Origin of the sequence: Streptomyces sp. NBC_00286 (genome assembly GCF_036173125.1) — a bacterium.
Lineage (GTDB): Bacteria > Actinomycetota > Actinomycetes > Streptomycetales > Streptomycetaceae > Streptomyces.
In genome coordinates this window covers 2,837,199-2,863,202 of record NZ_CP108054.1, presented here as the reverse complement: position 1 = coordinate 2,863,202, position 26,004 = coordinate 2,837,199, and the positions used below count along the sequence as shown (strand labels likewise).

Annotated in this window: 20 protein-coding genes; 14 read left to right on the top strand and 6 right to left on the bottom strand. The window is 70.0% G+C overall.

Going from position 1 to position 26,004, the window contains the following annotated elements; translation table 11 throughout:
• Nucleotides 1-6 precede the first annotated feature (6 nt).
• The gene (gene thiD, locus OHT21_RS12795; protein ID WP_328768390.1) at nucleotides 7-831 is read left to right on the top strand and encodes a bifunctional hydroxymethylpyrimidine kinase/phosphomethylpyrimidine kinase; all 825 of its coding nucleotides are present in this window, start codon (nucleotides 7-9) and stop codon (nucleotides 829-831) included.
• Between the two features lie 174 nt (nucleotides 832-1,005).
• Here thiD and rpmB read toward each other — a convergent pair whose 3' ends face one another.
• Complete coding sequence (rpmB, locus tag OHT21_RS12790; protein ID WP_003993230.1) at nucleotides 1,006-1,191, bottom strand: 50S ribosomal protein L28; 186 nt, start codon at nucleotides 1,189-1,191, stop codon at nucleotides 1,006-1,008.
• Nucleotides 1,192-1,455: 264 nt separating this feature from the next.
• Here rpmB and OHT21_RS12785 point away from each other — a divergent pair, with 264 nt between their 5' ends.
• The gene (locus OHT21_RS12785; protein ID WP_443050629.1) at nucleotides 1,456-3,264 is read left to right on the top strand and encodes a DAK2 domain-containing protein; all 1,809 of its coding nucleotides are present in this window, start codon (nucleotides 1,456-1,458) and stop codon (nucleotides 3,262-3,264) included.
• Between the two features lie 40 nt (nucleotides 3,265-3,304).
• Here the strand turns inward: OHT21_RS12785 and OHT21_RS12780 are convergent, their stop codons facing one another.
• Both OHT21_RS12780 and OHT21_RS12775 read right to left on the bottom strand, forming a co-directional pair.
• On the bottom strand, nucleotides 3,305-6,289 hold the full coding sequence (locus OHT21_RS12780) for a tetratricopeptide repeat protein (RefSeq protein WP_328768389.1): 2,985 nt from the start codon (nucleotides 6,287-6,289) through the stop codon (nucleotides 3,305-3,307).
• Complete coding sequence (locus tag OHT21_RS12775; RefSeq protein ID WP_328768388.1) at nucleotides 6,286-8,130, bottom strand: HSP90 family protein; 1,845 nt, start codon at nucleotides 8,128-8,130, stop codon at nucleotides 6,286-6,288. Before OHT21_RS12775 ends, OHT21_RS12780 begins: the two co-directional genes overlap by 4 nt.
• Before the next feature lie 160 nt (nucleotides 8,131-8,290).
• Between OHT21_RS12775 and OHT21_RS12770 the strand changes: the two genes are divergently transcribed.
• The 8 genes from OHT21_RS12770 to mutM all read left to right on the top strand — a co-directional run bounded on the left by OHT21_RS12770 (nucleotide 8,291) and on the right by mutM (nucleotide 16,770).
• Nucleotides 8,291-11,515, top strand: coding sequence for a helicase-related protein (locus OHT21_RS12770; RefSeq protein WP_328768387.1), 3,225 nt, complete (start codon nucleotides 8,291-8,293; stop codon nucleotides 11,513-11,515).
• A 45-nt stretch (nucleotides 11,516-11,560) separates the two neighbouring features.
• Entirely contained in the window at nucleotides 11,561-12,148 is a 588-nt protein-coding gene (rsmD, locus tag OHT21_RS12765; RefSeq protein ID WP_328768386.1) for a 16S rRNA (guanine(966)-N(2))-methyltransferase RsmD, read from the top strand.
• Nucleotides 12,149-12,174: 26 nt separating this feature from the next.
• Nucleotides 12,175-12,654 carry a pantetheine-phosphate adenylyltransferase gene (gene coaD, locus OHT21_RS12760; protein WP_328774065.1) on the top strand — a complete coding sequence of 160 codons (480 nt, stop codon included), beginning with the start codon at nucleotides 12,175-12,177 and terminating at the stop codon, nucleotides 12,652-12,654.
• Nucleotides 12,655-12,785: 131 nt separating this feature from the next.
• Nucleotides 12,786-13,883 (top strand): ATP synthase F0 subunit B, encoded by a 1,098-nt coding sequence (locus OHT21_RS12755; protein WP_328768385.1) that lies wholly within the window; start codon nucleotides 12,786-12,788, stop codon nucleotides 13,881-13,883.
• A 175-nt stretch (nucleotides 13,884-14,058) separates the two neighbouring features.
• The gene (locus OHT21_RS12750) at nucleotides 14,059-14,703 is read left to right on the top strand and encodes a YceD family protein (RefSeq protein WP_328768384.1); all 645 of its coding nucleotides are present in this window, start codon (nucleotides 14,059-14,061) and stop codon (nucleotides 14,701-14,703) included.
• A gap of 2 nt (nucleotides 14,704-14,705) precedes the next feature.
• Nucleotides 14,706-14,879, top strand: a complete 174-nt coding sequence (gene rpmF, locus OHT21_RS12745; RefSeq protein ID WP_033321093.1) for a 50S ribosomal protein L32 — start codon at nucleotides 14,706-14,708, stop codon at nucleotides 14,877-14,879.
• A gap of 19 nt (nucleotides 14,880-14,898) precedes the next feature.
• Nucleotides 14,899-15,714: a ribonuclease III gene (rnc, locus tag OHT21_RS12740; protein ID WP_328768382.1), complete on the top strand. Its 816-nt coding sequence runs from the start codon at nucleotides 14,899-14,901 to the stop codon at nucleotides 15,712-15,714.
• A 195-nt stretch (nucleotides 15,715-15,909) separates the two neighbouring features.
• The gene (gene mutM, locus OHT21_RS12735; RefSeq protein WP_328768381.1) at nucleotides 15,910-16,770 is read left to right on the top strand and encodes a bifunctional DNA-formamidopyrimidine glycosylase/DNA-(apurinic or apyrimidinic site) lyase; all 861 of its coding nucleotides are present in this window, start codon (nucleotides 15,910-15,912) and stop codon (nucleotides 16,768-16,770) included.
• On the opposite strand, the gene OHT21_RS12730 is transcribed toward mutM, so the two are convergent.
• Together OHT21_RS12730 and OHT21_RS12725 are read right to left on the bottom strand one after the other, a co-directional pair.
• The gene (locus OHT21_RS12730) at nucleotides 16,743-17,132 is read right to left on the bottom strand and encodes a winged helix-turn-helix transcriptional regulator (protein ID WP_328768380.1); all 390 of its coding nucleotides are present in this window, start codon (nucleotides 17,130-17,132) and stop codon (nucleotides 16,743-16,745) included. The two genes, mutM and OHT21_RS12730, sit on opposite strands and share 28 nt — an antisense overlap.
• An 87-nt stretch (nucleotides 17,133-17,219) precedes the next feature.
• On the bottom strand, nucleotides 17,220-18,341 hold the full coding sequence (locus OHT21_RS12725) for a CAP domain-containing protein (protein WP_328768379.1): 1,122 nt from the start codon (nucleotides 18,339-18,341) through the stop codon (nucleotides 17,220-17,222).
• Nucleotides 18,342-18,471: 130 nt separating this feature from the next.
• Between OHT21_RS12725 and OHT21_RS12720 the strand changes: the two genes are divergently transcribed.
• The 4 genes from OHT21_RS12720 to OHT21_RS12705 all read left to right on the top strand — a co-directional run bounded on the left by OHT21_RS12720 (nucleotide 18,472) and on the right by OHT21_RS12705 (nucleotide 24,786).
• Complete coding sequence (locus OHT21_RS12720) at nucleotides 18,472-18,753, top strand: acylphosphatase (RefSeq protein ID WP_328768378.1); 282 nt, start codon at nucleotides 18,472-18,474, stop codon at nucleotides 18,751-18,753.
• 391 nt (nucleotides 18,754-19,144) lie between these two features.
• Nucleotides 19,145-19,348: a hypothetical protein gene (locus OHT21_RS12715; RefSeq protein WP_165338055.1), complete on the top strand. Its 204-nt coding sequence runs from the start codon at nucleotides 19,145-19,147 to the stop codon at nucleotides 19,346-19,348.
• Between the two features lie 212 nt (nucleotides 19,349-19,560).
• Nucleotides 19,561-23,142: a chromosome segregation protein SMC gene (smc, locus tag OHT21_RS12710; protein ID WP_328768377.1), complete on the top strand. Its 3,582-nt coding sequence runs from the start codon at nucleotides 19,561-19,563 to the stop codon at nucleotides 23,140-23,142.
• A 225-nt stretch (nucleotides 23,143-23,367) separates the two neighbouring features.
• Nucleotides 23,368-24,786: a sugar porter family MFS transporter gene (locus tag OHT21_RS12705; RefSeq protein WP_328768376.1), complete on the top strand. Its 1,419-nt coding sequence runs from the start codon at nucleotides 23,368-23,370 to the stop codon at nucleotides 24,784-24,786.
• A gap of 84 nt (nucleotides 24,787-24,870) precedes the next feature.
• On the opposite strand, the gene OHT21_RS12700 is transcribed toward OHT21_RS12705, so the two are convergent.
• The gene (locus OHT21_RS12700) at nucleotides 24,871-25,851 is read right to left on the bottom strand and encodes an LLM class flavin-dependent oxidoreductase (RefSeq protein ID WP_328768375.1); all 981 of its coding nucleotides are present in this window, start codon (nucleotides 25,849-25,851) and stop codon (nucleotides 24,871-24,873) included.
• Nucleotides 25,852-26,004: the final 153 nt, after the last annotated feature.

Sequence of the window (26,004 nt, the reverse complement as noted above, 5' to 3'; positions counted from 1 at the left end):
GGTGGCGTGAGTGCCAGGGGGGCGGGCGTAGGGGGTGCTCCGCCGCGTGTGCTGACGGTCGCGGGTTCCGACTCCGGGGGAGGGGCCGGAATCCAGGCCGACTTGAAGACGATGCTCGCGCTCGGCGTACACGGCATGAGTGTGCTCACGGCGGTCACCGCCCAGAACTCCCTTGGCGTGCAAGGAGCTTGGGAGCTTCCGGTGGAGGCGGTGCGGGTCCAGTACCGCAGTGTGGTCGACGACATCGGGGTGCAGGCGGTCAAGACCGGGATGCTGTCCTCGGCCGAACTCGTCGAGACGGTCGCCGAGTTGATCGGGGGCACGGACGCGCCCGCCGTCGTCGACCCGGTCGGCGTCTCCAAGCACGGCGACTCCCTGCTGGCCGAGGACGCCCTGGATTCCGTACGTACGAAGCTGCTGCCCGTCGCCACCGTGGCCACGCCGAACCTCGACGAGGTCGCTCAACTCACGGGCGTACGGGTCGAATCGGAGGACGGGATGCGGCGAGCGGCGGCGGCCCTGCTCTCGTACGGGCCGCAGTGGGCGCTCATCAAGGGTGGTCATCTCGTCGGTGACGCCGTGGACTTCCTCACCGACGGATCCGAGGAGCACTGGCTGCGCGCTCCCCGTCTCGACAACCGGCACACCCACGGCACCGGGTGCACCCTCGCCTCCGCGATCGCCTCGGGGCTCGCGAAGGGGCAGTCCGTGCCGGAGGCGGTGGCGGCGGCCAAGGAGTACGTCACCGGGGCGATCGCGGCGGGGTTCGCGCTGGGGGGCGGGATCGGGCCGGTGGATCATGGGTGGCGGTGGGGAGCGGGGCGCGCGTAAGCGTTCGCGTAAACGATTGCGCAAGCGTTTACGCGAACGCTTACGTGAGAGCCGATGCAGCCGTGTTTGCGTCAGCGTTTACGCATCTGCCCGGAGCGCGCAGCAAAAAGCCGGCCCACCTTCCGGTGGACCGGCCATGCAGCGAACCAGCAGTGGCCGCGCGCTAGCAGAGCGTCAGCGCGAGACCTTGCCGGCCTTGATGCACGAGGTGCAAGCGTTCACGCGCTTCGGCGTCCCGCCCACCACGGTACGGACGCGCTGGATGTTCGGGTTCCAGCGACGGGACGTACGGCGGTGCGAGTGCGAGATGTTGTTGCCGAAGCCCGGCCCCTTGCCGCAGACGTCGCAGTTGGCAGCCACGGGTCACTCCAAAGACTTCAGATGCTCTTACGGTTGATCCCGGCATGCCGGGATCAAGATCAAGGAATCCAGGATCTGAGTGGCGGTGCCAGGGAGAAGGCCCGATCGGATCGGGCAACCGGAGCAGCATACAACGACTGCGTCCGTACAACGAAACTACCATGGTCGGCCCGGGGGCCTGCCCCGGGCCACTTCCGGCGGAAACCTGACCTGGGTCTACGCTGCGTCCCACGTTCGCTGCTCAAGGAGGCGCAGGTGCCGCAGGTGCCAGAGAGGGAGGGGCGGCCCGAAGGGCCTCGGTTGAGGGCGGCGGTGGGAGACGGGCGGGCATTGGACGCTCTCGCGGTGCGCGCCTGGTGCGGACTCGCGCTCGAGGCACTCGGCCGCGCGCGCGAGGAGATCGACGCGATCAACGTCTATCCGGTCGCGGACGGGGACACGGGTACCAATCTGTATCTGACCGTGGAGTCGGCGGCCGGGGCGGTCGAGGCGGTGTTCGCGGCGCACTCCGCTGTTTCAAGCGGTGTCTCCGGCGGTGTCTCCGGTGCCTACAGCGCTTCTAGTGAAGAGGCGGCGGGGGCGGCTGAGCGGCCGACGCTCGCCGATGCGGTACGGGCGATGGCGCACGGCGCGCTCATCGGGGCCCGGGGGAACTCCGGGACGATTCTCGCGCAGCTGCTGCGGGGCATGGCGCAGGTGCTGGCCGCCGCCAGCGAGACAGCCCATGCCGACGGCCAGGGGTTGCGGCTCGCCCTCAGGCAGGCGGCCGACTCTGCACGGCAGGCCGTCGCGCATCCCGTGGAGGGCACGGTGCTCACGGTCGCCTCGGCTGCCGCCGACGCGGCGTCCGGGGCCGAGGGCGACTGCGGGTCGGTGGCGAGGGCGGCGTACGAGGGCGCGCGGGCCGCTCTGGCGGCGACTCCGGGGCAGTTGGGCGCCCTGAAGCGGGCCGGAGTGGTGGACGCGGGCGGGCGTGGGCTCGTGGCCGTACTGGCGGCGCTGGTCGAGACGTTCACGGGGGAGGCGCCCAGCGCTGCGGGGGCGGTGCCGGTTCTTATGGGGCACGCGCGCGTGGATGACGCCCCCGTGGAGCCGCTGGGCGACGTGGGGGAGTGCGCGGACCCGGCCCCGGCCTTGGAGGAGGGTGGGCCCGCGTTCGAGGTGATCTACCTCCTGGAGGCGGAGGACGCCGCCGTGGACCGGCTGCGGGAGCGGCTCGACAGTCTGGGCGACTCGCTTGTCGTGGTCGGCGGTGACGGGCTGTGGAACGTTCATGTGCACGTCGACGACGCGGGCGCGGCCGTGGAAGCGGGCGTCGAGGCCGGGCGGCCGTACCGGATCCGGATCACGCACTTCGGGGCCGGTGACGCGCATATGGCGGGCGCCGCCGGGCGGCCGGTCCGTGAGCGGGTGCAGCGCGCGGTCGTGGCCGTGGTCCCCGGAGAGGGGCTGGCCGGGCTGTACACCGAAGCCGGCGCGACGACCGTTCTCGCGCGCCCGGAGGAGCCGCCCGCGAGCGGAGAGCTCGTCGAGGCGATACGGCGGGCCCACGCGCGCGAGGTGGTGCTGTTGCCCAACGACGCCGAGCTGCGGCACACGGCTGCCGCCGCGGCCGAGCAGGTCCGCGCGGACGGAGTCCGGGTCGCCCTGATTCCCACGCGTTCCGCGGTGCAGGGGATCGCGGCGCTCGCCGTGCACGAGCCGGAGCGGCGCTTCGACGAGGACGTCGTCTCGATGACCTCGGCGGCCGGGGCGACCCGCTACGCCGAACTCGCCGTCGCGGAACGGGAGTTCTGGACCAGTGCCGGCATCTGCCAGGCCGGGGACATCCTGGGCCTCATCGAGGGCGACGTCGCGGTGATCGGCTCCGACATCACGGCCACCGCCGAAACCGTCCTCGACCGCATGCTCTCGGCGGGCGGCGAGATGGTCACCCTGGTCCTGGGCGACGAGGCTCCGGACACGATCGCGGCCCACCTGGAAGCCCGGGTACGCGAGTCCTACCTGGCCGTCGACACGGTGGTGTATCGGGGCGGTCGGCAGGGCGCGTTGCTGCTGATCGGCGTGGAGTAGCCCCGAAGCCGAAGCCGAGGGCATGGGCAGGCCGCGCGCTCTACGGCTCCTGGTCCTCCGTTCCCGTCATGTACAGCAGTTCCTCCGCCTGCGCCCGTCGGGACGCCACCGTTTCGTCGTCATCGGTGGTGGTGTCGGCTTCCTTGCATGCCGCGAGAACCACGCGCGCGCGTGCCGCCGCCGCTTCGGGACGCCCGAGGTCGGCCTCCAGCCAGGCGGCGGCGAGTTCGGCGCCCGTACGACTGTGGAGGCCTGCCTCGCCCAGGGAGGCGAAGCCCGTGATGGCCCGTGTGATGTGGGCGAGGGACTCCTCGAACACGGCCTTGATCGACTCGTCGTCGGCGTCGTCGGTCACGGACCGGGCGATCAGGTCACCGAACTGCCTGTGCGTATCGGCGAGTTCGGCGATGAGCCGGTCACGCGCGGCGTCGTCCTCCGGTACGGCGGCCTCGCACTCCTGGACCGCCGCCGTCATCAACTCCCGTGCCGCGTCGAGCCCGGAACCCTCCTCGCGTGCCGCGACCCACGCGCGCGCCCGCAGGGAGCGGACCAGACCGTGGACGTTGCCGAGGGAGCGCCACAGGTCACCGGCGCGCTCATAGGCGCGCTCCGTCTGGTCGGGCAGCCCGGCGTTCCCCAGGGCCTCCGCTGCGAGGTGCGCGAGCATGGCGTGGTCGCGCTGCTCGGGCCAGTGCCGGGCGATCTCGGCGGCCTGGAGCAGGTGCTCGGCAGCTTCGCGGTGCTCTCCGAGCTCGGCGAGGCAGTCGCCGAGCCACCACCGGGTCTGTACGAGCGCACCCTCGCCGTGCGTCTCCGCGGCCAGCTCGGTCAGCGCCGACTCCAGTACCTCCGCTGCCTCCGCCCAGCGTCCCTGGTTCACCAGGAAGCCGCCGAGCTGATGCCGCGCCCAGGCGCCGAGTGTGGCCCCCTCGCCGCCCTCGTCGGCCCAGTACGCCGCCTCCAGTGCGTGATCCGCAGCAGGCCCGAACCGGCCGGTGGCGCCCAGGACTTCGGCCAGTTGGAGGTGCAGCTGGGCATGGCCCGTCGCCTCCAGGTACGGCCCACCGTGCTCCAGCGCCGCCCGGGCCGCCCGCTCCGCCGCCTCGGCATCACCCAGGTGGCGTGCCATGCCGGTGAGCCGGGCCTCGTACTCCACCGCGAACCACGGCAGCCCGGCCGCCACGAACGCCTCCGAGGCCCGCGTGAGTAGCTCTGTGGCCCTCTCCACGTCCCCGGCGTGCGCCGCGACCTCCCCGAGCATGGCGTGCGCCTCCGCGGCGCGTGCGGCGACCAGGAGGTCGTCCCCGGTGTGCGGCTCGGCGAGGGCCAGCAGCTCCCGCACGGCGGACTCCGCGGCGGCGAACGCTTCGTCTACCTCGCCTCCCTCGTCTCCGGAGAGGCCGTTCTCGCGCTCCTCCGCCGCCTCCTGCACCCGCTGCATCAGGATCCGGGCCCGCCCCACCAGCACGGAGGCGGCCTGCTGAACGCCGGTCCCGCCGTCCGCGAGGAGGGCGAGCATTTGCTCGTACGGCTCCGAGACCGCGGCCAGCGCCTCGTCGGTGCGCCCGGAGAGGGCCCGTACGTACGCTCCACGCGCGCGTGCCGCCAGGGCCTCGCCCGGGTCGCCGGCCTCGGTGTACAACTCGGCGGCGCGGGCGAACAGTTCCACGCCCTCGGGACCGAGGCCCATCGCCTGGTGGTCGGTCATCTCCGCGCGATCCCGGGGTGCCAGCTCCTTGTCACCGGCCGCCTCGGCGACCGCGGCCCACGCCGCCACGGACCCCGGGTGCAGCGAGGCCGAGAGCCGACGGGCCTCGGCGAGCAGTGCGGACAGGTCCGGCTCGGAGGGCGCGGCTGCGGCGGTCTCCGTGGCGGTCGGGGCGGACGTGGGCCTCAGGGGACCCGTCACGGTCCGGAACCGTATGCCCAAGGGCAGCCGGTCCACCAGCGGCTGCCGGCTCATACGCTCCCGGATGCGGGTGCCGACGTACGGCGTGCCGTTGCGTTCATCGAAACGGGCCGCCAGCGAAAGTGCCTCCCCGCGCGCGTGGGCGGCGAGTTCGCGTGCGGTCCAGCTACGTCCGGCCGGGCCGGGCACCGGCTGGTCGCCCCTGTCGAGTTCGGTGACGCGGTCCATCAGGAGGGCCACCACGGCCATGAAGTCGAGCTTGCTGAGCGGCTCCCCGGAGTCCGTGAAGTACGCCGGACGCTCCGCCAGCAGCTCCAGGCCGCGCGCTTCGTTGCCGGTGAGCGCACAGAACTCCACATGGTTGGCATACGCGCTCCGCATGCTCTCCATGGGCCGCACCAGCCGGAAGCCCCGCAGATGGTGGGCGCGTGCCTGGTCCAGGCGGCCAAGACGCAGCAGCGGGAGCAAGGAGGACGCCAGCGCCGCATGCGGCTCGTGGGCGCAGGTGTACTCGCCCTCCAGGACCGGCGACCACAGCTCCAGCGCACGGGCGTCCTCGACCCGCTGCGCCCGCCACCAGCCCTGGTCGTGCAGCTCACATGCGTGGCAGTCGGCCATGCTGTCCCGGTCGGCGGCCAGCCACGCCGCGAACGCCCGCTCGGCACGTGCCACGTCCCCGACGTGCGCGGCCACGCTGAACTCGGCGCTGCGCACGGCCCGTTCGGAGTGCCCGGCGAGGCGATAGCGGTGCTCCATCTCGCCGAGCCACTTCTCGATGGAGGCGAGCGGTATGTGCGGCTGGGTCAGCATGCCGGCCGACATCCACTTGAAGACCCAGTGCAGCGAGTGGGTCTCGTACTCGTCGAAGTCCTCGGGCCGTTCGTCCCACATGCGCAGCAGACGCGCGAAGGGGACGAACATCTTGTCGCTCTCGGAGCTGTAGTTGTAGACCTTCAGCTGGTGCCCGAGCGCCTCGATCACGGCGAGCGGGATGTTCAGCTTCTCGGCCTCCGCGAGCAGCTGCTCCGCGCGCGCGTTGCGGGCGGGGCCCTCCGGCCGCTCGTAGTTCTCGGCCATCGCCTGGCGCAGCGCCTCGAAGTCCATGGTCGCGCTCATCGGCCGCCCTCCTCGGGGGAGTTGCTGTGGGTGGCCCACTCCAGGAGGCCGATGAACGCGCGGTTCAGGAGTGCCGAATCCGCGGGGCGCAGCGGTCGCTGCGCCATCAGCAGGGCTTGCCCGTAGAGGGACTCCGTGGCCGTACCGATCAACTCCGGGTCGTCGAGTGAACTGACCTTCCGGATGAGCGGGTTGAGGTGGTTGAGCACCAGCCGCGCGCGTGGGGCGCTGCCGCGCAGAGAGCCGAGGATGCCCGCCCACAGGTCGTCGGCCTGTTCCTCGGCGTCCGCGCGCGCCTGTTCGTGACGCACCGACCGGTCGTCCAGGTGCAGCGCCGGCACGGAGAGGGGATGGAAGGCGCGCAGCACGACGTCGCACCCCAGGGGGTCGAGTTTCGCCCGCGCGGCCCCCAGGAAGCCGGACAGTGCCAGCTCCTCGGCCGGGTCGACCGCGTCCAGGTGGGCGGTCACCGTGTCGGCGTCCAGCTCGGCGACCACCGTTCCCGGGCGCACCGAGGGCAGCGCCTCGACGAGCTCACTGTCGTACGTGTAGCCGCCGTTGATCACCCCGACGCCCTGTGCGGAGGCGATCGGGGCGACCTGCCGGAACTCCTCCACGGTCCGCGTGAAGTGGACCACCGGGTGCCGCGACGCGAACTCCTCCAGGGACAGCCGTCCGTCGCTCGTCTCGAAGGGCAGCCACGGCAGCATCGTGCGCAGCATCTCCTTGTCGTGCCGCGCAAGGGACTTGACGCCCAGGTGGTGCACGGACAGGAAGGCCGCAAGCCGCTCCGGATCGCCCGCGGCGAGCCCGGTCAGCCAGGACCGGATCCGCTCGCCCAGCGCCTCCCGTACGGCCGCCAGGGTCTCGTCCTCGTACAGCGACTCCCTGGACGCGGTGGGCCGCAGACTGTCCGTGTCGATTACGCAGCGCACGAAGAACGCCCAGTCGGGCAGCAGTTGTTCGGCCCGCGCGGTGAGCAGCATGCCCTTCAGGTGCACACGATGACCGGCGCGCTGGGCGGGGCTGACCGCGGACGGCAGCACGTACGCGACTCCGCGGATCCCGGCGAGCGGCACGTCAAGGTCGATGGAGTCCAGCGGTGTGAAGCCGAACTGGTCGTGGCAGTGCCGCGCCAGGGCCACCCTTCGGGTGGCGGGAGACGGGTAAGAGCGGTCCCAGGGCGCCGGAAGGTCGGTCACGGCCTCGTCGCCCACCCGTACGTCGTACGGCAGCAACGAGCCGAAGTCCCGGGCCAACGCCAGCACACGCTCCCCGGACAGCCACTCGGCGGCGCCCGGGCGGGCCACCAGATGCACGGTCGTGCCCGGCTCTGTACGGGCCTCATCAGGCAGCGTACGGACCCGGTACGAGCCGTCGTCCGTCGCCGTCCACTCGACGGGCGGTGCCTCGGGCGTACGCGCGCTGCGGCTGACCACCCGGATGCGTTCGGCGACCACGAAACAGGCCAGCAGGCCTATCCCGAACTGCCCCAGGAAGTCGGAGCGCGCCGACTCAAGACCGTCGTCCCGCTTGGAGCTGCGGCCGATCGTCGCGAGGAGGTTGTGCACATCCGCCTCGGTGAGCCCGATCCCGGAGTCCTCCACGCGCAGCGCGCCGTCCTCCGCGAACAGACGCACCCGTGCGGGCGCCTCCGGCTGCTCGGCGCGGCGGGCCGTGATCGCGTCCACGGCGTTCTGCAGCAACTCGCGCAGGTAGACCTTGGGACTGGAGTAGAGATGGTGGGAGAGCAGGTCCACAAGTCCGCGCAGGTCGACCTGGAACGTATGGGGTGGCTGAGATGCCTGGGAGTTCTGAGAATCCGAAATCTGAGAGTCCATCGTCGCTGCGCCGGTGGGGGGACGTGCGACGGCGCGGGGTCGGGCGGTCCCGCGAGGTGACCGCGAACAAGGCCGGAGCGCGCCATCCTAGGCCTGAACGGACCCGCCTGACCAGCGGAATTCCGGGACGTATACGGCATTGTCAGTGGTGTGGTGTGCAATGGATCTCGTGCCCGCGCTAGAGGAACCACTGAGGAAGGTGCTCGGACCCGCCACCGCGAAGGTGATGGCCGAGCACCTAGGCCTGCACACCGTCGGCGACCTGCTGCACCACTATCCGCGCAGGTATGAGGAGCGCGGGCAGCTCACCCACCTCGCCGACCTGCCCATGGACGAGCACGTCACGGTGGTCGCCCAGGTCGCCGACGCCCGCCTGGTCACCTTCGCCTCGCCCAAGGCGCCCCGCGGGAAGGGCCAGCGCCTCGAAGTGACCATCACGGACGGCAGCGGCCGCCTCCAGCTGGTCTTCTTCGGCAAGGGCGTCCACAAGCCGCACAAGGAGCTCCTGCCGGGCACGCGCGCGATGTTCGCGGGCAAGGTCTCCGTCTTCAACCGCCGACTCCAACTCGCCCACCCCGCCTACGAGTTGCTGCGCGGAGACGGTGAAGAGGCCATCGACAAGTGGGCCGGATCGCTCATCCCGATCTACCCCGCCACCGCCAAGCTGGAGTCCTGGAAGATCGGCAAGTCCGTCCAGACCGTGCTGCCCAGCGCCCAGGAAGCCGTCGACCCGCTGCCGGACTCGCTCAGGGACGACCGAGATCTCCTCCCGCTCCCCGAAGCGCTCCTGAAGATCCACCAGCCGCGCACCAAGGCCGACTACACAGAGGCCCGCGACCGCCTCAAGTGGGACGAGGCCTTCGTCCTCCAAGTAGCCCTGGCCCGCCGTCGCCACGCGGACGCCCAACTCCCGGCCGTCCCCCGCAAACCCACCCCGGACGGCCTGCTCACCGCCTTCGACGCCAAGCTCCCCTTCACCCTCACCGAAGGCCAGCGAAAGGTCTCCAAGGAGATCTTCGACGACATCGCCACCGAGCACCCGATGCACCGGCTGCTCCAGGGAGAGGTGGGTTCCGGAAAGGCGCAGCCACTCGACTCCCTGGTCCTGACGCCCACAGGATTCAAGAGAATGGGCGACGTCTCGGAGGGCGATGCGGTGGTGACTCCCACGGGAGAAATCGCCCTGGTGGACGGAGTCTTCCCGCAGGGCCAGCGGGACGTTTGGCGGTTGATTCTGTCCGACGACACCGCCGTGGAATGCGATGACGAGCATCTGTGGATCGTGGGCACCAGTTGTGCCTGGGACCGGGGGCAGGCGCCGAAGGTGTTGACCACGCGGGAGATCAGAGCAGATACCTACAAGGCCAATGGCTCGTCGAAGTGGTATCTGCCTGAAGCGACGCCAGTGGACCTGAGCGACGGCACGATGCCGCCTCTGGATCCTTATCTTTTTGGACTGCTTCTGGGCGATGGATCATTTCGACACAACCTTCGTGTGTCGACGATCGACGAAGAGATTCTTGCTGCTGTGCGCTCCGCCGTGGTTCCGGATTGCGAGCTGGTGCCGGTGCCCGGCTCGCGCTGCGACTACACCATCAGACTGTCCGGGCCGAAAGGCGGGACACGGAGGAATCCGGTTATCGGTGTGCTGCGTTCGCTGGGGCTTTGGGGGGCAAGCTCGCACGACAAGTTTCTCCCCTCTGTCTTCATGAACACGTCGATCAAGGACCGCCTTGCCGTGTTGCAGGGGCTGATGGACACGGATGGGACGGTGGACGCTCAAGGCATGAGCGTCTCATTCTGTTCGGTCTCCAGGCAGCTGGCCGATGACGTTGCCTGGCTGGTCCGGTCGCTTGGAGGCCGGGCGAGGGTGCTGCCGAAGAAATCCGCCTTCAACGTGTCGATTGCCTTGCCCGAGGAGTTCGTCCCCTTCCGGCTTGCCCGGAAAGCGGGCCGCATGCGCCCCCGGCCGAAATACAACACGTTCCGGCGTGGGATCCGCGCCGTCGAGTACGTGGGGTGTAAGCCGGTCCAGTGCATCAGCGTCGCCCACCCGAGTCACGCGTATGTCACCGACAACTTCACAGTGACCCACAACACCATGGTGGCGCTGCGCGCCATGCTCGCCGTCGTAGACGCGGGCGGACAGGCCGCGATGCTCGCGCCCACCGAAGTGCTCGCGCAGCAGCACCACCGGTCGATCACGGAGATGATGGGGGAGCTGGCCGAGGGAGGGATGCTGGGCGGGGCCGAGCAGGCCACGAAGGTGGTGCTGCTGACCGGCTCCATGGGTGCCGCCGCCCGAAGGCAGGCGCTGCTCGATCTCGTCACGGGCGAGGCGGGGATCGTGATCGGCACGCATGCGCTGATCGAGGACAAGGTGCAGTTCCACGACCTGGGCCTGGTCGTGGTCGACGAGCAGCACCGGTTCGGGGTCGAGCAGCGGGACGCCCTGCGCGGCAAGGGCAAGCAGCCACCCCACCTGCTGGTCATGACGGCCACACCCATCCCGCGTACGGTCGCGATGACCGTCTTCGGTGACCTGGAGACCTCCGTTCTCGACCAGCTCCCCGCCGGACGTTCACCCATCGCCAGCCATGTCGTCCCCGCCGCCGACAAACCGCACTTCCTGGCGCGCGCGTGGGAGCGCGTACGGGAGGAGGTGTCCAACGGGCATCAGGCGTACGTGGTCTGCCCGCGCATTGGCGACGAGGAGGACGGTTCGGCCGGTTCGGCCAAGAAGAAGTCCCCGGAGGACGAGGCCGAGAAGCGTCCGCCGCTCGCCGTCCTGGACGTCGCCGAACAGCTCGCCAAGGGCCCGCTCCAGGGGCTCAAGGTCGAGGTGCTGCACGGCCGTATGCAGCCGGACGACAAGGACGCCGTGATGCGCCGCTTCGCCTCGGGCGAGACGGACGTCCTGGTCGCCACGACGGTGATCGAGGTGGGTGTGAACGTCCCGAACGCCACGGTGATGGTGATCATGGACGCGGACCGGTTCGGCGTCTCGCAGCTGCACCAGCTGCGCGGCCGGGTCGGCCGGGGCTCGGCCGCCGGGCTCTGCCTCCTGGTCACCGAGATGCCGGAGGCCAGCCCGGCCCGGGCGCGCCTCGGCGCCGTGGCCGCCACGCTGGACGGCTTCGAGCTGTCCCGCATCGACCTGGAACAGCGCCGGGAGGGAGACGTCCTCGGCCAGGCCCAGTCCGGTGTGCGTTCCTCGCTGCGCATGCTCACCGTCATAGAGGACGAGGACATCATCGCCGAGGCCCGCGAGGAGGCGACCGCGGTCGTCGCCGCGGACCCCGACCTCACGCGCCTGCCCGCCCTGCGCACGGCTCTGCAGGCCTTGCTGGACGAGGAGAGGGAGCAGTACCTGGAGAAGGGCTGACAGACTGGAACTGTCACAACCGCTCGTTCCACGACAAGGACAGAGATGACCCGCGTGATCGCCGGCCGGGCCGGCGGGCGCCGCCTGGCCGTCCCGCACGGAACCCGTACCCGGCCCACCTCCGACCGGGCACGCGAGGGCCTCTTCTCGACCTGGCAGTCCCTGCTAGGCGGCCCCCTGGAGGGCGAGCGCGTCCTCGATCTGTACGCCGGCTCCGGCGCCGTCGGCCTGGAGGCCCTGTCACGCGGCGCCGGACACACCCTCCTCGTCGAGGTCGACGCCCGAGCGATACGCACCCTCAGGGAGAACGTGAAAACGCTCGGGCTGCCCGGCGCCGAGGTGAGATCCGGCAAAGCGGCGCAGATCATCCGCGCGGGGGCGCCGACAGCCCCGTACGACCTGATCTTTCTCGATCCGCCGTACGACGTCCCGGACGACGATCTTCGCGAGATCCTGCTCACACTCGGTGCGGAGGGCTGGCTCGCGGGCGAAGCGCTCGTCACCGTTGAACGCAGTACTAGAGGCGGCGAATTCCGGTGGCCCGGCGGCTTCGAGGCACTGCGCTCCCGTCGTTACGGCGAGGGGACGTTTTGGTACGGTCGCGCCGCCTCAACGTGCGAAGACGCACGATGACCGGACTGGAGAGCGAGGGACCTCAGTTGCGCCGCGCCGTCTGTCCCGGGTCATTCGACCCGATCACCAACGGACACCTCGACATCATCGCCCGAGCGTCCAAGCTGTACGACGTCGTGCATGTCGCGGTGATGATCAACCAGTCCAAGAAGGGCCTCTTCGAGATCGACGAGCGGATCGACCTGATCCGCCAGGTCACCGCGGAGTTCGGCAACGTCGAGGTGGAGTCCTTCCACGGCCTTCTCGTCGACTTCTGCAAGCAGCGCGACATCCCCGCGATCGTCAAGGGACTCCGCGCGGTCAGCGACTTCGACTACGAGCTGCAGATGGCCCAGATGAACAACGGCCTCTCCGGAGTCGAGACCCTCTTCGTCCCCACCAACCCCACCTACAGCTTCCTGTCCTCCTCGCTCGTCAAGGAGGTCGCGGCCTGGGGCGGCGACGTCTCCCACCTGGTGCCGCCGCTGGTCCTCGAAGCCCTCAACGAACGCCTCAAGAAGGACTGAGACAGCACTCGGACGAGACCGGGACGGCCTCTGTGGGCTGACAGTGCGTCACCCGGTGTCGGATGGGGCGGGAGTGGCCGTACAGTCGATCCGTCCGTCTCCATCACAGCTGTAGAGAGTGGCGAGCACCGGTGGACGTGCAGAAGAAGCTCGATGAGATCGTCGCGGCGGTCGGCAGCGCCCGTTCGATGCCCATGTCGGCCTCGTGCGTGGTCAACCGCGCCGAGCTCCTCTCCATGCTCGAAGAGGTGCGCCAGGCGCTGCCCGGCTCCCTCGCCCAGGCCCAGGAACTCATCGGCGGGCGCGAGCAGTTGGTCGAGCAGGCCCGCGAGGAGGCGCAGCGGATCATCGAGTCCGCGCATGCCGAGCGCGGTTCGCTGGTCTCCGGCACCGAGATCGCCCGGCGCTCCCAGAACGAGGCGGACCGCATCCTCGCCGAGGCCCGTAAGGAGGCCGAGGAGATCCGCGCGGAGGCCGACGACTACGTCGACTCCAAGCTCGCCAACTTCGAGGTCGTGCTCACCAAGACCCTCGGCTCCGTCGGCCGCGGCCGCGAGAAGCTCCTCGGCACCGGACCCGGCCTCGACGAGCACGGCTACGAGGACGAGGACGCCCCCGAGCGCAGCCACGACCCCCAGACCCTGCGCCGCAACGCCGATGAATACGTCGACGTCAAGCTCGGCGCCTTCGAGGCCGTCCTCGCCAAGACCCTGGAGGCCGTCGGCCGCGGCCGCCAGAAGCTGCACGGCCGCATCGCCACCGACGACCTGGGCGCGCTCACGGACGACGGGACGCCCGTGCAGCACACCACCGACGCCGAGTACCTGGACGGCCTCGCGGCCCCTGCGGACGCCCCCGCCCGGCCGCCCGCCGAACCGGCCGCGGCTGTCCCCGCGCAGCAGTCGTACGGCCACCAGGATCAGCAGGGCCAGCAGCAGTACGCGTATCAGCAACAGTCCGACGCGTACGGCTATCAGCAGCCGTACGGCCAGCAGGATCAGCAATACGCGTACCAGCAGCAGGCCGATCCGTACGCCGCGTATCCGCAGCAGGGCTACGACCCGAACGTCCAGCAGGCCGGATACGACCCCAGCCAGGGGCAGCAGGCCTACGGGCAGCAGCAGCCCGAGCCGCAGGCGCACGCCCTCGACGAGACCAGCCTCTTCGACACGAGCATGATCAGCGCCGAGCAACTGCGTCAGTACGAGCAGGAGCGCGGCGGACGCTGACGAAGGGCGCCCACACCGGCGTACGCCGGTGCCCTGGACCGCCGGTGCGCACCGGATTGGGCCGAGAGCGCAAGGTCCAGTATCCTGGCTCTTCGGTCGCGCGTTCGTCCGCGATCTACGCTGCCCGGGAACATCTGGGGCGGCGAAGCTCTGAGTTTCAAGATCGAAAGCAGGAATGGCCCTGAACGCCCGCCTCGACCACCGCAACCCTCTCGTGTTCGACACGCACGAGCTGGGGCGACGTCCTGGTGCGCTGCAGCGGCTGACCCGCGCGGTCGACGCTCCCAAGGACCTCGGTATCCAGGGAGTGATCGGAGTGCCGGAAGGCGCGCCGGTGGAGCTCGAACTCCGGCTCGAGTCGGTCATGGAGGGTGTCCTGGTCACAGGGACCGCCCGGGCCGTCGCCGAGGGGGAGTGCGTAAGGTGTCTGGAGCCGCTTCAGCTGGAGCTCGAAGCGGACTTCCAGGAGATGTTCTCGTACCCCGACGCCGACGACCGGGGCCGCCCCAAGGCGGAGCCCGGCGACGACGCCGAGGAAGACGAGGACAGGCTTTTCATCGAGGACGGCTTGTTCGACCTCGAGCCTGTGCTGCGTGATGCGGTGGTGCTCGCACTGCCGATGCAGCCGGTGTGCCAGGAGGACTGCGAGGGACTGTGCTCCGAGTGCGGAGTGCGTCTCTCGGACGAACCTGGCCACCACCATGACGCCGTCGACATCCGTTGGGCGGCACTGCAGGGACTCGCCGGTTCACTCGAAGATGGCGAGAAGGACGAGATCAGCGGCGCCGAATCGGGCGTCGACGAGAAGCAGGAGAAGTAGCCGTGGCTGTTCCGAAGCGGAAGATGTCGCGCAGCAACACGCGCCACCGCCGGTCGCAGTGGAAGGCTGCGGTCCCCAACCTGGTTGCGTGTGAGCGCTGCCACGAGCCCAAGCTGCAGCACATCGCGTGCCCGGCTTGCGGCACCTACAACAAGCGCCAGGTCCTCGAGGTCTGAGCGGCTGGTGAGAGGCTTCATGTCTGACGCCAAGGCGGACGTAAACGCCAAGAAAAAGGCGGACACCACAGCCTCGTCCCACACGCTTCTGGAAGGGCGGCTCGGCTACAAGCTCGAGTCCGCCCTTCTGGTGCGTGCGCTGACCCACCGTTCGTACGCGTACGAGAACGGCGGTCTGCCCACCAACGAGCGCCTGGAGTTCCTCGGGGACTCCGTGCTCGGCCTGGTGGTCACGGACACGCTGTATCGCACCCACCCCGACCTGCCCGAAGGCCAGCTGGCCAAGCTGCGGGCCGCGGTGGTCAACTCGCGTGCACTGGCGGAGGTGGGCCGCGGGCTCGAACTCGGCTCCTTCATCCGGCTCGGCCGCGGTGAAGAGGGCACAGGCGGCCGGGACAAGGCGTCCATCCTCGCCGACACCCTTGAAGCGGTGATCGGCGCGGTGTACCTCGACCAGGGGCTGGACTCGGCGGCGGAGCTGGTGCACCGCCTGTTCGACCCGCTGATCGAGAAGTCCTCGAATCTCGGTGCCGGCCTGGACTGGAAGACCAGCCTCCAGGAGCTCACCGCGACCGAGGGGCTCGGCGTGCCCGAGTACCTGGTCACGGAGACCGGCCCGGACCATGAGAAGACCTTTACTGCTGCCGCCCGCGTCGGAGGCGTCTCGTACGGCACCGGCACCGGCCGCAGCAAGAAGGAAGCGGAGCAGCAGGCCGCGGAGTCCGCGTGGCGGGAGATCCGCTCCGCGGCGGACGAACGCGCGAAGGCGGCCGCGGAGGCCGACGGGGACGTCGGCGTCCCCTCGACCGCGGGGTCGGACGCGGCTCCCGCCTGACATACGGCCACAGCCGTCACCGATCGCCCGTCCCCGGCAGGGGGCGGGCGACCGTGTTCAGCAGCCACGGGCGGGCCCGGCCGAGCCCGCCCGAGGGGCGGCGGTACGCTGCGCGCGCGGCGCGACCAGCCACGGACGGCCCGCAGTTCCAAGCCGCCCTGCCGGCGGAGCGCCCACGCATCCGGAGGAGAAACCGTGCCCGAGCTTCCTGAGGTCGAGGTCGTACGGCGCGGGCTTGAGCGCTGGGTCAGCGGACGGATCGTCGCCGACGTACAGGTGCTGCATCCGCGCGCGGTACGTCGGCACATCGCGGGAGGCGAGGACTTCGGCGCCCGGCTCAAGGGGCACCGCATCGGGCTGCCTCAGCGGCGCGGCAAGTACCTCTGGCTGCCGCTCGCCGACCAGCCGAGCGCCGTCCTGGCGCACCTCGGCATGAGCGGCCAGCTGCTCGTCCAGCCCGAGGGCGCGCCCGACGAGAAGCACCTGCGCATCCGCGTCCGCTTCGACGACACCCTCACCACCGAGCTCCGCTTCGTAGACCAGCGCACCTTCGGCGGGCTCTCCTTGCACACGACCACCTCCGAAGGACTGCCCGATGTCATCGCGCACATCGCCCGCGACCCGCTGGACCCGCAGTTCGACGACGCCGCCTTCCACGAGAAGCTGCGGCGCAGACGTACGACCATCAAGCGGGCCCTGCTCGACCAGTCGCTGATCAGCGGCGTCGGCAACATCTACGCGGACGAGGCGCTGTGGCGCTCACGGCTGCACTACGACCGCCCGACCACCGGTTTCACGCGCCCGCGCACCGCCGAACTCCTCGGCCACGTACGGGACGTGCTGTACGAGGCCCTCACCGCCGGCGGCACCAGCTTCGACAGCCTGTACGTCAACGTGAACGGCGAGTCCGGCTACTTCGACCGGTCCCTCGACGCGTACGGGCGGGAGGGCGAGCCGTGCCGGCGCTGTGGCACCGCGATCCGGCGGCGGCCCTGGATGAACCGGTCCAGCTACTTCTGCCCGCGCTGTCAGCGAGTGCCGCGGGTCGCGTCGTAACGCTCGCGTGCCGTCAGGATCTCGCCCATGCGCCCCTCCACGAAGTGGATGAGGCTCAGCAGCCGCTCGGCGACCTCGCGGCCCAGCGGCGTGAGTTCGTAGTCGACGCGCGGCGGGTTCGTGGGCTGCGCCTCGCGGTGGACCAGACCGTCGCGCTCCAGGGCGTGCAGCGTCTGCGACAGCATTTTCTCGCTCACGCCGTCGACACGGCGGCGCAGCTCGTTGAAGCGGAACGGGCCTTCGTACAGCGCCCCGAGCGTGAGCCCGCCCCAACGCCCCGTAACGTGCTCCAGGGTGCCCCGCGAGGGACACGCCTTGGAGAACACGTCGAACGCGAGGTCCTGTGTCTCCGTGAGGTCCATACCTTCAGCGTACTCCGGCGCAGCGTGCACCGGCAGGTGGCGCTAACCAACAGAAACCGCTAGTGGGCGAATTCCAGCAGCCGAAGCTCAGTAGCCGAAATCCTGCGTCCACCAGGGGCCGCCCGGAGCGAAGTGGGCGCCGACTCCCAGGGTCTTGAAGTCGCAGTTCAGGATGTTCGCGCGGTGGCCGGGGCTTTCCATCCAGGCCGCCATGACCGCCTCGGCGTCGGCCTGGCCGCGGGCTATGTTCTCGCCGCCGAGGTTCGCTATGCCGAGCCCATCCGCACGGTCCCAGGGGGTGGCCCCGGTCGGGTCGGTGTGGTCGAAGAAGTCCAGTTCGGCCATGGCCTCGCTGAAGGACTGGGCCAGCTTGGCGAGCGTGTTGGACGCCGTCACCGGGCTGCAGCCCGCCTTCTCCCGCTCCTGGTTCACCAGCTTGAGCACCTCGGCCTCCGCCGCGGTCTGCGGGGACACCGCCTTGGGCGGGGTGGGCTTGGGCACCTTCGTGGCCGCACGCGGCGGAGTGGGCTTCGGCTTCTCCGGAGTCTTCGTGGTCGGCTTCGCGGAGGGTTCCTTGGTGGGTTCCTTCGTCGGCTCCGTGGGCGTCGGCGAAGGCGAAGGAGAACGGTTGGCGTCGCGGCTCGTACCGGAGTCGTCGCGGTCGTCCGAGGAGCCGTCCGCACCGCCCTGCGTGCCGAGGTCGGTCGGGAAGTCCGAGGTCTGCACCTTGCCCGCGTTGCTGCCGCCGACCGTGTTGGTGTCACCGCCGCCCGGGATCAGCCCCGAGGCGACCGCGACGGCACCCATCGCTACAGCCGCGGAGACACCGAGCAGACCGGTGCGCACCGGCACCGCGGCCTTGGCCTTCTTGCGGCGGCGGTGCGAGCCCCCTCCACGGGGGCCGGGGACGGACGCGAAGCTGGTCGTGGCGTAGGCGTCGACGTCGCTCGTCGCGTAGAGGTAGGCGGCGCTCCCCTGAGAGGTGTCGCCCGTCGCGAAGAGATATGCGTCACTGTGCGTGTAGGCATCGTTCTGCGGGTAGAGGGCATGCTGGTAGCGGCCCTGCCCGGCCGCCGAGATGGCGTCGGTCACGTAGTAGCCCGGGTCGGCCGTTGAGTAGCCGCCGGTGTGTGATCCGTACGTTTGCGTGACGCCGGTGGCGCGGCCTGTGGCGGCGCGGCCGGCGGCGGAGCGTCGGTGGCGTCCCATCTCCTGGCCTTCCTCATCTTGCAGTCAACGTTCCCCACTCGAACGAGTGAGGTGCATTGCGTCGGGACGGTACCGCATGACGCAAGAGTAAGAAGTGCTCAGAGGCCAAATGACTGGTTAGCGTGCAGCCATGAACGACGATGTGCGACTCGTGGCATGGGTGCGCGGAAGCGTCCAAGGTGTGGGTTTCCGCTGGTTCACCCGTGCCAAGGCGCTGGAGCTCGGCGGACTGAGTGGCTTTGCTCTCAATTTGCCGGACGGCCGGGTTCAGGTGGTCGCCGAAGGGCCGCGGGCCGGCTGTGAGGGACTGCTCGACTGGCTGCGGGGAGACGACACACCCGGCCGGGTCGACGGAGTCACCGAGATTTGGGACACACCCCGCGGCGGCTACGACGGCTTCGCCATCCGCTGAGATCCACTGTTCGTCACGGGCCGCAACACCGCAGGCCGGGGAGCGTGAGCGCTCTGGGGCACCTGCCCGAGGCAGAAACTAGCTGGTGGTTGCCAAGAACCGCTTGCCGTGGCAGGCTCGCGCAGCAAGGATGATCTCTACGCCCTCAGGGCCCCGAAGGAGACGCAGCGCCGCCCGTTTTCAGGCCGCGCGCCCCGGGTTGCCCGTCAATACGGGGCGTGATCGTGTTGACCGTCAAACTTTTTGGTGAGACGCTGAAAGCCCCGCGCACCTTAGCTGTTTGGCATGTAAGAACGGCAGCAACAACTGAACAGTGCCAAGCACCACGGGTGCGATTCCCTCACGACCCACACCGCTTCGGTCGGTCACTCATTGTGGAGGACCATCCATCATGGCAAAGGCGCTTCTCGGTTACGTCGGCGGCTCTGACCCGCGACTCCTCGCCGAGATGCGACGGCTCCAGCAGCGCGTCCAGGACCTGGAATCCGAGCTCGTACGGATCCAGGCCGAGAACGACGAGCTGACGGCTGCCGCTTCTCACGAACAGCTCCTGAAGAGCATCGACGTACCCCAGGCGGAGCCTGCGCTCACCTGACCACTCGGGCCCACAAGGCCGCCGGTGATCAGGCTGTCCGAGTCAGCCGCTAACCAGTGTTGCAAGGGACGCTTCGGCGTCCCTTCTTTTTGCCCCCGCCTCTGTCCCGCGCACTCTTTCACTCTCTTTAACGTCTGGTGTGCCCTGCACGTTCATGGGCGAAACCGTTCGTTCATGGAGTGAGACAGACCCGGAAGGTAGAGTCCGGCGGCGTGCACCTCAAGGCCCTGACCCTGAGAGGGTTCAAATCGTTCGCTTCGGCGACCACGCTCCGGTTCGAGCCGGGGATCACGTGTGTCGTCGGACCGAACGGTTCGGGCAAGTCCAATGTCGTGGACGCGCTCAGCTGGGTCATGGGCGAGCAGGGCGCCAAGTCGCTGCGCGGCGGCAAGATGGAAGACGTCATCTTCGCTGGCACCACCGGGCGCCCGCCGCTCGGCCGCGCCGAAGTCTCCCTCACCATCGACAACTCCGACGGCGCGCTGCCCATCGAGTACGCCGAGGTCACCATCACGCGGATCATGTTCCGCAACGGCGGCAGCGAGTACCAGATCAACGGCGATACGTGCCGATTGCTGGACATTCAGGAGCTGTTGTCCGACTCCGGCATCGGCCGCGAGATGCACGTCATCGTCGGCCAGGGCCAGCTCGACTCCGTACTGCACGCCGATCCGATGGGCCGCCGTGCCTTCATCGAGGAGGCCGCGGGCGTCCTCAAGCACCGTAAGCGCAAGGAGAAGGCGCTGCGGAAGTTGGACGCGATGCAGGCGAACCTCGCGCGCGTGCAGGACCTGACGGACGAACTGCGGCGCCAGCTCAAGCCGCTCGGCCGGCAGGCGGCCGTCGCGCGCCGGGCCGCCGTCATCCAGGCCGACCTGCGGGACGCGCGGCTGCGGCTGCTCGCCGACGATCTCGTACGACTCCGCCAGGCACTCCAGACTGAGATCGCCGACGAGGCCGCGCTCAAGGAACGCAAGGACGCCGCCGAGGCCGAGCTGAAGAAGGCGCTCCAGCGGGAGGCAGAGCTCGAGGGCGAGGTGCGGCGCCTCACCCCGCGCCTCCAGCGGGCGCAGCAGACCTGGCACGAGCTGTCGCAGCTGGCCGAGCGGGTGCGCGGCACGATCTCGCTGGCCGACGCCCGGGTCAAGAGCGCGACCTCTGTGCCCGCCGAGGAGCGGCGCGGGCGTGATCCCGAGGACATGGAGCGCGAGGCCGCACGGATCCGGGAGCAGGAGGCCGAGCTCGAAGCGGCCCTCGAGGCGGCCGAACGGGCACTGGAGGACACCGTTGCCCACCGGGCCGATCTCGAACGCGAACTGGCGGTGGAGGAACGGCGACTGAAGGACGTGGCTCGCGCCATCGCCGACCGCCGCGAAGGGCTCGCCCGGCTGAACGGCCAGGTCAACGCGGCCCGTTCACGCGCCGCCTCCGCCCAGGCCGAGATCGACCGCCTCGCCTCCGCACGGGACGAAGCCCAGGAGCGGGCGGTCGCCGCGCAGGAGGAGTACGAGGCGCTCAAGGCCGAGGTCGACGGCCTGGACGAGGGCGACGCGGAGCTGGCTGAGCGCCACGAGGCGGCCAAGTCGGCGCTTGCGGAGGCGGAGTCTGCCCTGGCGGCGGCCCGCGAGGCGGCCACCGCCGCGGAACGCAAGCGGGCCGCCACCCAGGCCCGCCACGAGGCCCTGGCCCTCGGCCTGCGCCGCAAGGACGGCACGGGCGCTCTGCTCGCGGCGAAGGACCGGCTCACCGGCCTGCTGGGCCCGGCCGCCGAACTCCTGACAGTCACCCCGGGCCACGAGGTCGCCCTGGCCGCCGCCTTCGGCACGGCAGCGGACGCCATTGCGGTCACCACTCCGAACGCGGCCGCCGACGCCATCCGCCTCCTCCGCAAGCAGGATGCCGGGCGAGCAGCCCTGCTGCTGGCGGGGGCACCCGAGGCGGTTCCGGCATCGGGAGACGGCGCTCCCAGCGACGTAACTCCGGAGCGCGACGGGCCTCTGTACGCCGCTGATCTCGTCCGTGGGCCCGCTGAACTCATGCCCGCCGTACGGCGCTTGCTGCGGGGCATCGTCGTGGTGGCGACCCTCGAAGACGCTGAGGACGTGGTGAGTGCGCGGCCGGAGCTGACCGCTGTGACCGCCGAAGGCGATCTGCTCGGGGCGCACTTCGCGCACGGGGGGTCCGCCGGGGCGCCGAGTCTGCTCGAGGTGCAGGCCTCCGTCGACGAAGCCGCGGCGGAGCTGGAAGAACTCGCCGTGAAGTGCGAGGAGTTGAGCGAGGCGCAGCATCTTGCTGCCGAGCAGCGGAAGGAACGGGTCGCGCTCGTCGAGGAGTTGGGGGAGCGGCGGCGGGCCGGGGAGCGGGAGCGGTCGGCGGTCGCCCAGCAGCTCGGGCGGCTGGCGGGGCAGGCCCGAGGCGCGGCAGGGGAGGCCGAGCGGAGCACCGCCGCGGCCGCGCGGGCGCAGGAGGCCCTCGACAAGGCCCTGGAGGAAGTCGAAGAGCTGGCCGAACGGCTCGCCGTGGCCGAGGAGATGCCCGTCGAGGAGGAGCCCGACACCTCCGTACGGGACCGGCTCGCCGCGGACGGCGCCAACGCGCGGCAGACCGAGATGGAGGCCCGGCTCCAGGCGCGTACGCACGAGGAACGCGTCAAGGGGCTGGCCGGACGGGCCGATTCGCTGGACCGGGCCGCGCGCGCCGAACGTGAGGCACGCGCGCGTGCCGAGCAGCGCAGGGCCCGGCTGAGGCACGAGGCCGCCGTCGCCGAGGCCGTCGCCTCCGGGGCGCGGCAACTGCTCGCGCACGTCGAGGTCTCGGTGAGCCGGGCGGAGGAGGAGCGGGCCGCCGCCGAAAGCGCCAAGGCCCTGCGCGAACAGGATCTCGTCGTGGCTCGGAACGAAGGCCGCGACCTCAAGGCCGAGCTCGACAAGCTCACCGACTCCGTGCACCGCGGCGAGGTGCTCGGCGCCGAGAAGCGGCTGCGGATCGAGCAGCTGGAGACGAAGGCGCTGGAGGAGCTCGGTGTGGAGCCCGCGGGGCTCGTCGCCGACTACGGCCCCGACCAGCTCGTACCGCCCTCACCGCCCGCCGAGGGCGAGGAACTGCCCGAGGACCCCGAGCACCCGCGCAACCAGCCCCGGCCGTTCGTCCGTGCCGAGCAGGAGAAGCGGCTCAAGTCGGCCGAGCGGGCGTACCAGCAGCTCGGCAAGGTCAACCCGCTGGCCCTGGAGGAGTTCGCCGCGCTCGAGGAACGCCACCAGTTCCTCAGTGAGCAGTTGGAGGACCTCAAGAAGACCCGTGCCGATCTCCTGCAGGTGGTGAAGGAGGTCGACGAGCGCGTCGAGCAGGTCTTCACTCAGGCGTTCTGGGATACGGCCCGCGAGTTCGAGGGCGTTTTCAGCAGGCTGTTCCCGGGTGGTGAGGGGCGGCTGATCCTGACCGACCCCGACAACATGCTCACCACGGGCGTCGATGTGGAGGCCCGGCCTCCGGGCAAGAAGGTCAAGCGGCTCAGCCTCCTCTCCGGCGGCGAGCGCTCGCTGACCGCCGTGGCGATGCTCGTGTCGATCTTCAAGGCGCGGCCCAGCCCGTTCTATGTGATGGACGAGGTCGAGGCGGCGCTCGACGACACCAACCTGCAGCGGCTCATCCGCATCATGCAGGAGCTGCAGGAGGCCTCGCAGCTGATCGTGATCACCCACCAGAAACGCACGATGGAGGTCGCCGACGCACTGTACGGCGTCTCCATGCAGGGCGACGGGGTCTCGAAGGTCATCAGCCAGCGGCTTCGCTAGCTCGGCTGCGCCGGCTCTCGGATCGCTCGGCGTTGCGTGGCGGTCACAACATGGGCACGGCATTTAAGCAACGAACACAAAATCCTTACCTGCTTATGGACTTGCTCTCATCTGCCCCGGTTGACTTCAAAACTTGAAGCAATAACCTCAAAAACGTTGCCTTTACCTTCAGTTCAAGGGCTTGCCCACCCCCCGGCAGCGAGGCCGGCGGCCCGAGGAGTACACGTGACCAGCGCAGCGCAGGTACCCAAGTCAGGAGCCCGGGAGGCTCATCCCGAACACCTCGGGCACGTCATCTTCATCGCGGCGGCGGCCGCGATGGGCGGCTTCCTCTTCGGTTACGACAGTGCCGTGATCAACGGTGCCGTCGAAGCCATCCGGGACCGCTACGACATCGGCTCCGCGGCCCTCGCGCAGGTGATCGCCATCGCGCTGATCGGCTGCGCGATCGGCGCAGCCACGGCGGGCCGGATCGCCGACCGCATAGGCCGCATCCGCTGTATGCAGATCGCGGCCGTCCTCTTCATCGTCAGCGCCGTCGGCTCCGCACTGCCCTTCGCGCTGTACGACCTGGCCTTCTGGCGCATTGTCGGCGGCTTCGCCATCGGCATGGCCTCAGTGATCGGCCCCGCCTACATCGCCGAGGTCGCCCCCGCCGCGTACCGCGGGCGCCTCGGCTCCTTCCAGCAGGCCGCGATCGTCATCGGCATCGCCGTCTCGCAGCTGGTCAACTGGGGCATCCTGAACGCCGCGGACGGTGACCAGCGCGGCACCCTGATGGGCCTGGAAGCCTGGCAGGTCATGCTCGGCGTGATGGTCATCCCCGCCGTCCTGTACGGACTGCTCTCCTTCGCCATCCCCGAGTCGCCCCGCTACCTCATCTCCGCCGGCAAGGAGACCCGCGCCCGCGAGGTGCTCGCCGAGGTCGAGGGCAAGGACGTCGACCTGGACGCCCGCGTGCGGGAGATCGAGCACGCCATGAAGAGCGAGCACAAGTCGACCTTCAAGGACCTGCTCGGCGGCAGCTTTTTCTTCAAGCCGATCGTCTGGATCGGCATCGGGCTCTCCGTCTTCCAGCAGTTCGTCGGCATCAACGTCGCGTTCTACTACTCCTCGACGCTGTGGCAGTCGGTCGGCGTCGACCCGACGGAGTCGTTCTTCTACTCGTTCACGACGTCGATCATCAACATCGTCGGCACCGTGATCGCCATGATCTTCGTCGACCGGATCGGCCGCAGGCCGCTCGCGCTCATCGGCTCCGTGGGCATGGTCGTCGGTCTCGCCCTGGAAGCCTGGGCCTTCTCCTTCGACCTCGTCGACGGCAAGCTGCCCGCCACCCAGGGCTGGGTCGCACTGATCGCCGCCCACGTCTTCGTGCTCTTCTTCGCTCTCTCCTGGGGCGTGGTCGTCTGGGTCTTCCTCGGCGAGATGTTCCCGAACAAGATCCGCGCCGCCGCCCTCGGCGTCGCCGCCTCCGCGCAGTGGATCGCCAACTGGGCCATCACCGCGAGCTTCCCGTCCCTGGCCGACTGGAACCTCTCCCTGACGTACGTGATCTACACCGTCTTCGCCGCCCTCTCCATCCCCTTCGTGCTCAAGTTCGTCACGGAGACCAAGGGGAAGGCGCTGGAGGAGATGGGATAGGCGTCGTAAGGCCCCCCGAACGCGAGGAGACGGGCCAAGTCCCCGCTGCCCCTCTCCTCGTCCCGTAAGGCGTACTGCCCCGGCTCAGCCCTCCGCGGCCTTGAGCCGGGGCAGCACGTTTTCGCAGAACAGATGCATGCTGCGCCAGCCCTCGTCGACCGGCATCCCGCCGGACAGCGGATGCAGTACGTAGTTCTCGAGGCCCTGAGCCAGGCACTCGTCCGGCGTCACGATCCGGTACACACCCTCCGCGCGCAGCTCGTCGACCGTCGTCGCCCCCGACTTCACCGCGGAACGGATGTCGCCGGACTGCCAGGACGCGTACGTCCGCGCCTCGTGCAGGAAGTGCCCGCCGTGCTCCGCCCACACCCGGTCCGGGTCCTCGGCCAGGTGCAACAGCGGGGTCTCGGCCGGAGGCATCATCGTCCAGCCCTCCGTGCCGTACTCCACGAGACGCTCCTTGTAGTACGCCTCCAGCTCCGGCAGATGCGCGCTCGGGAAGAACGGCAGCCCGAGCCGGGCGGCACGCCGGGCCGCCGCCTGCGAGGAGCCGCCGACCAGCAGCAGCGGATGCGGCCGGGTGTACGGGCGCGGGGTGATCCGAACTGTACGGCCCCGGTACTCGAACTCCTCGCCCGTCCACGCCTTGAGCAGCGTCTCCAGCAGCTCGTCCTGGAGCTTGCCGCGCCGCTTCCACTCGACGTCGAAGATCGCGTACTCCTCGGGGCGGTAACCGATCCCCGCGACCGTCACCAGCCGGCCGCCGCTGATCAAGTCGAGTACGGCCATCTCCTCGGCCAGCCGCAACGGATCGTGCAGCGGACCGATGATCGCCGAGACCGTGACCGCGATCCGCCGGGTGGCGCCGAAGACGGCTCCGGCGAAGGTGAAGGGGGAGGGCAGCCAGTTGTTGGCGGCGCCGTGGTGCTCCTCGGTCTGCACGGTGCTCATCCCGCGATCGTCGGCGTACTTGGCCATCTCCAGGGCGGCCTGGTAGCGGGCGCTGAGGGATTCGCTCGTCGCGTCGGGCTCCACCAGGTTGAAACGTACGACCGTCACGGGCATGGCGGGTCCTCCTTCGGGCGGGGTGCCGGAGAAGGGGGACGGTAGCTGACGGGGCGTCAGACGGCCAGGGGTCGACAGGCCCCTTTACGAGGGTTGTGGCAACCCACGTCATGAGCTGCCACAACCCCCTGTGCGCCTCGCGCACAATACGGG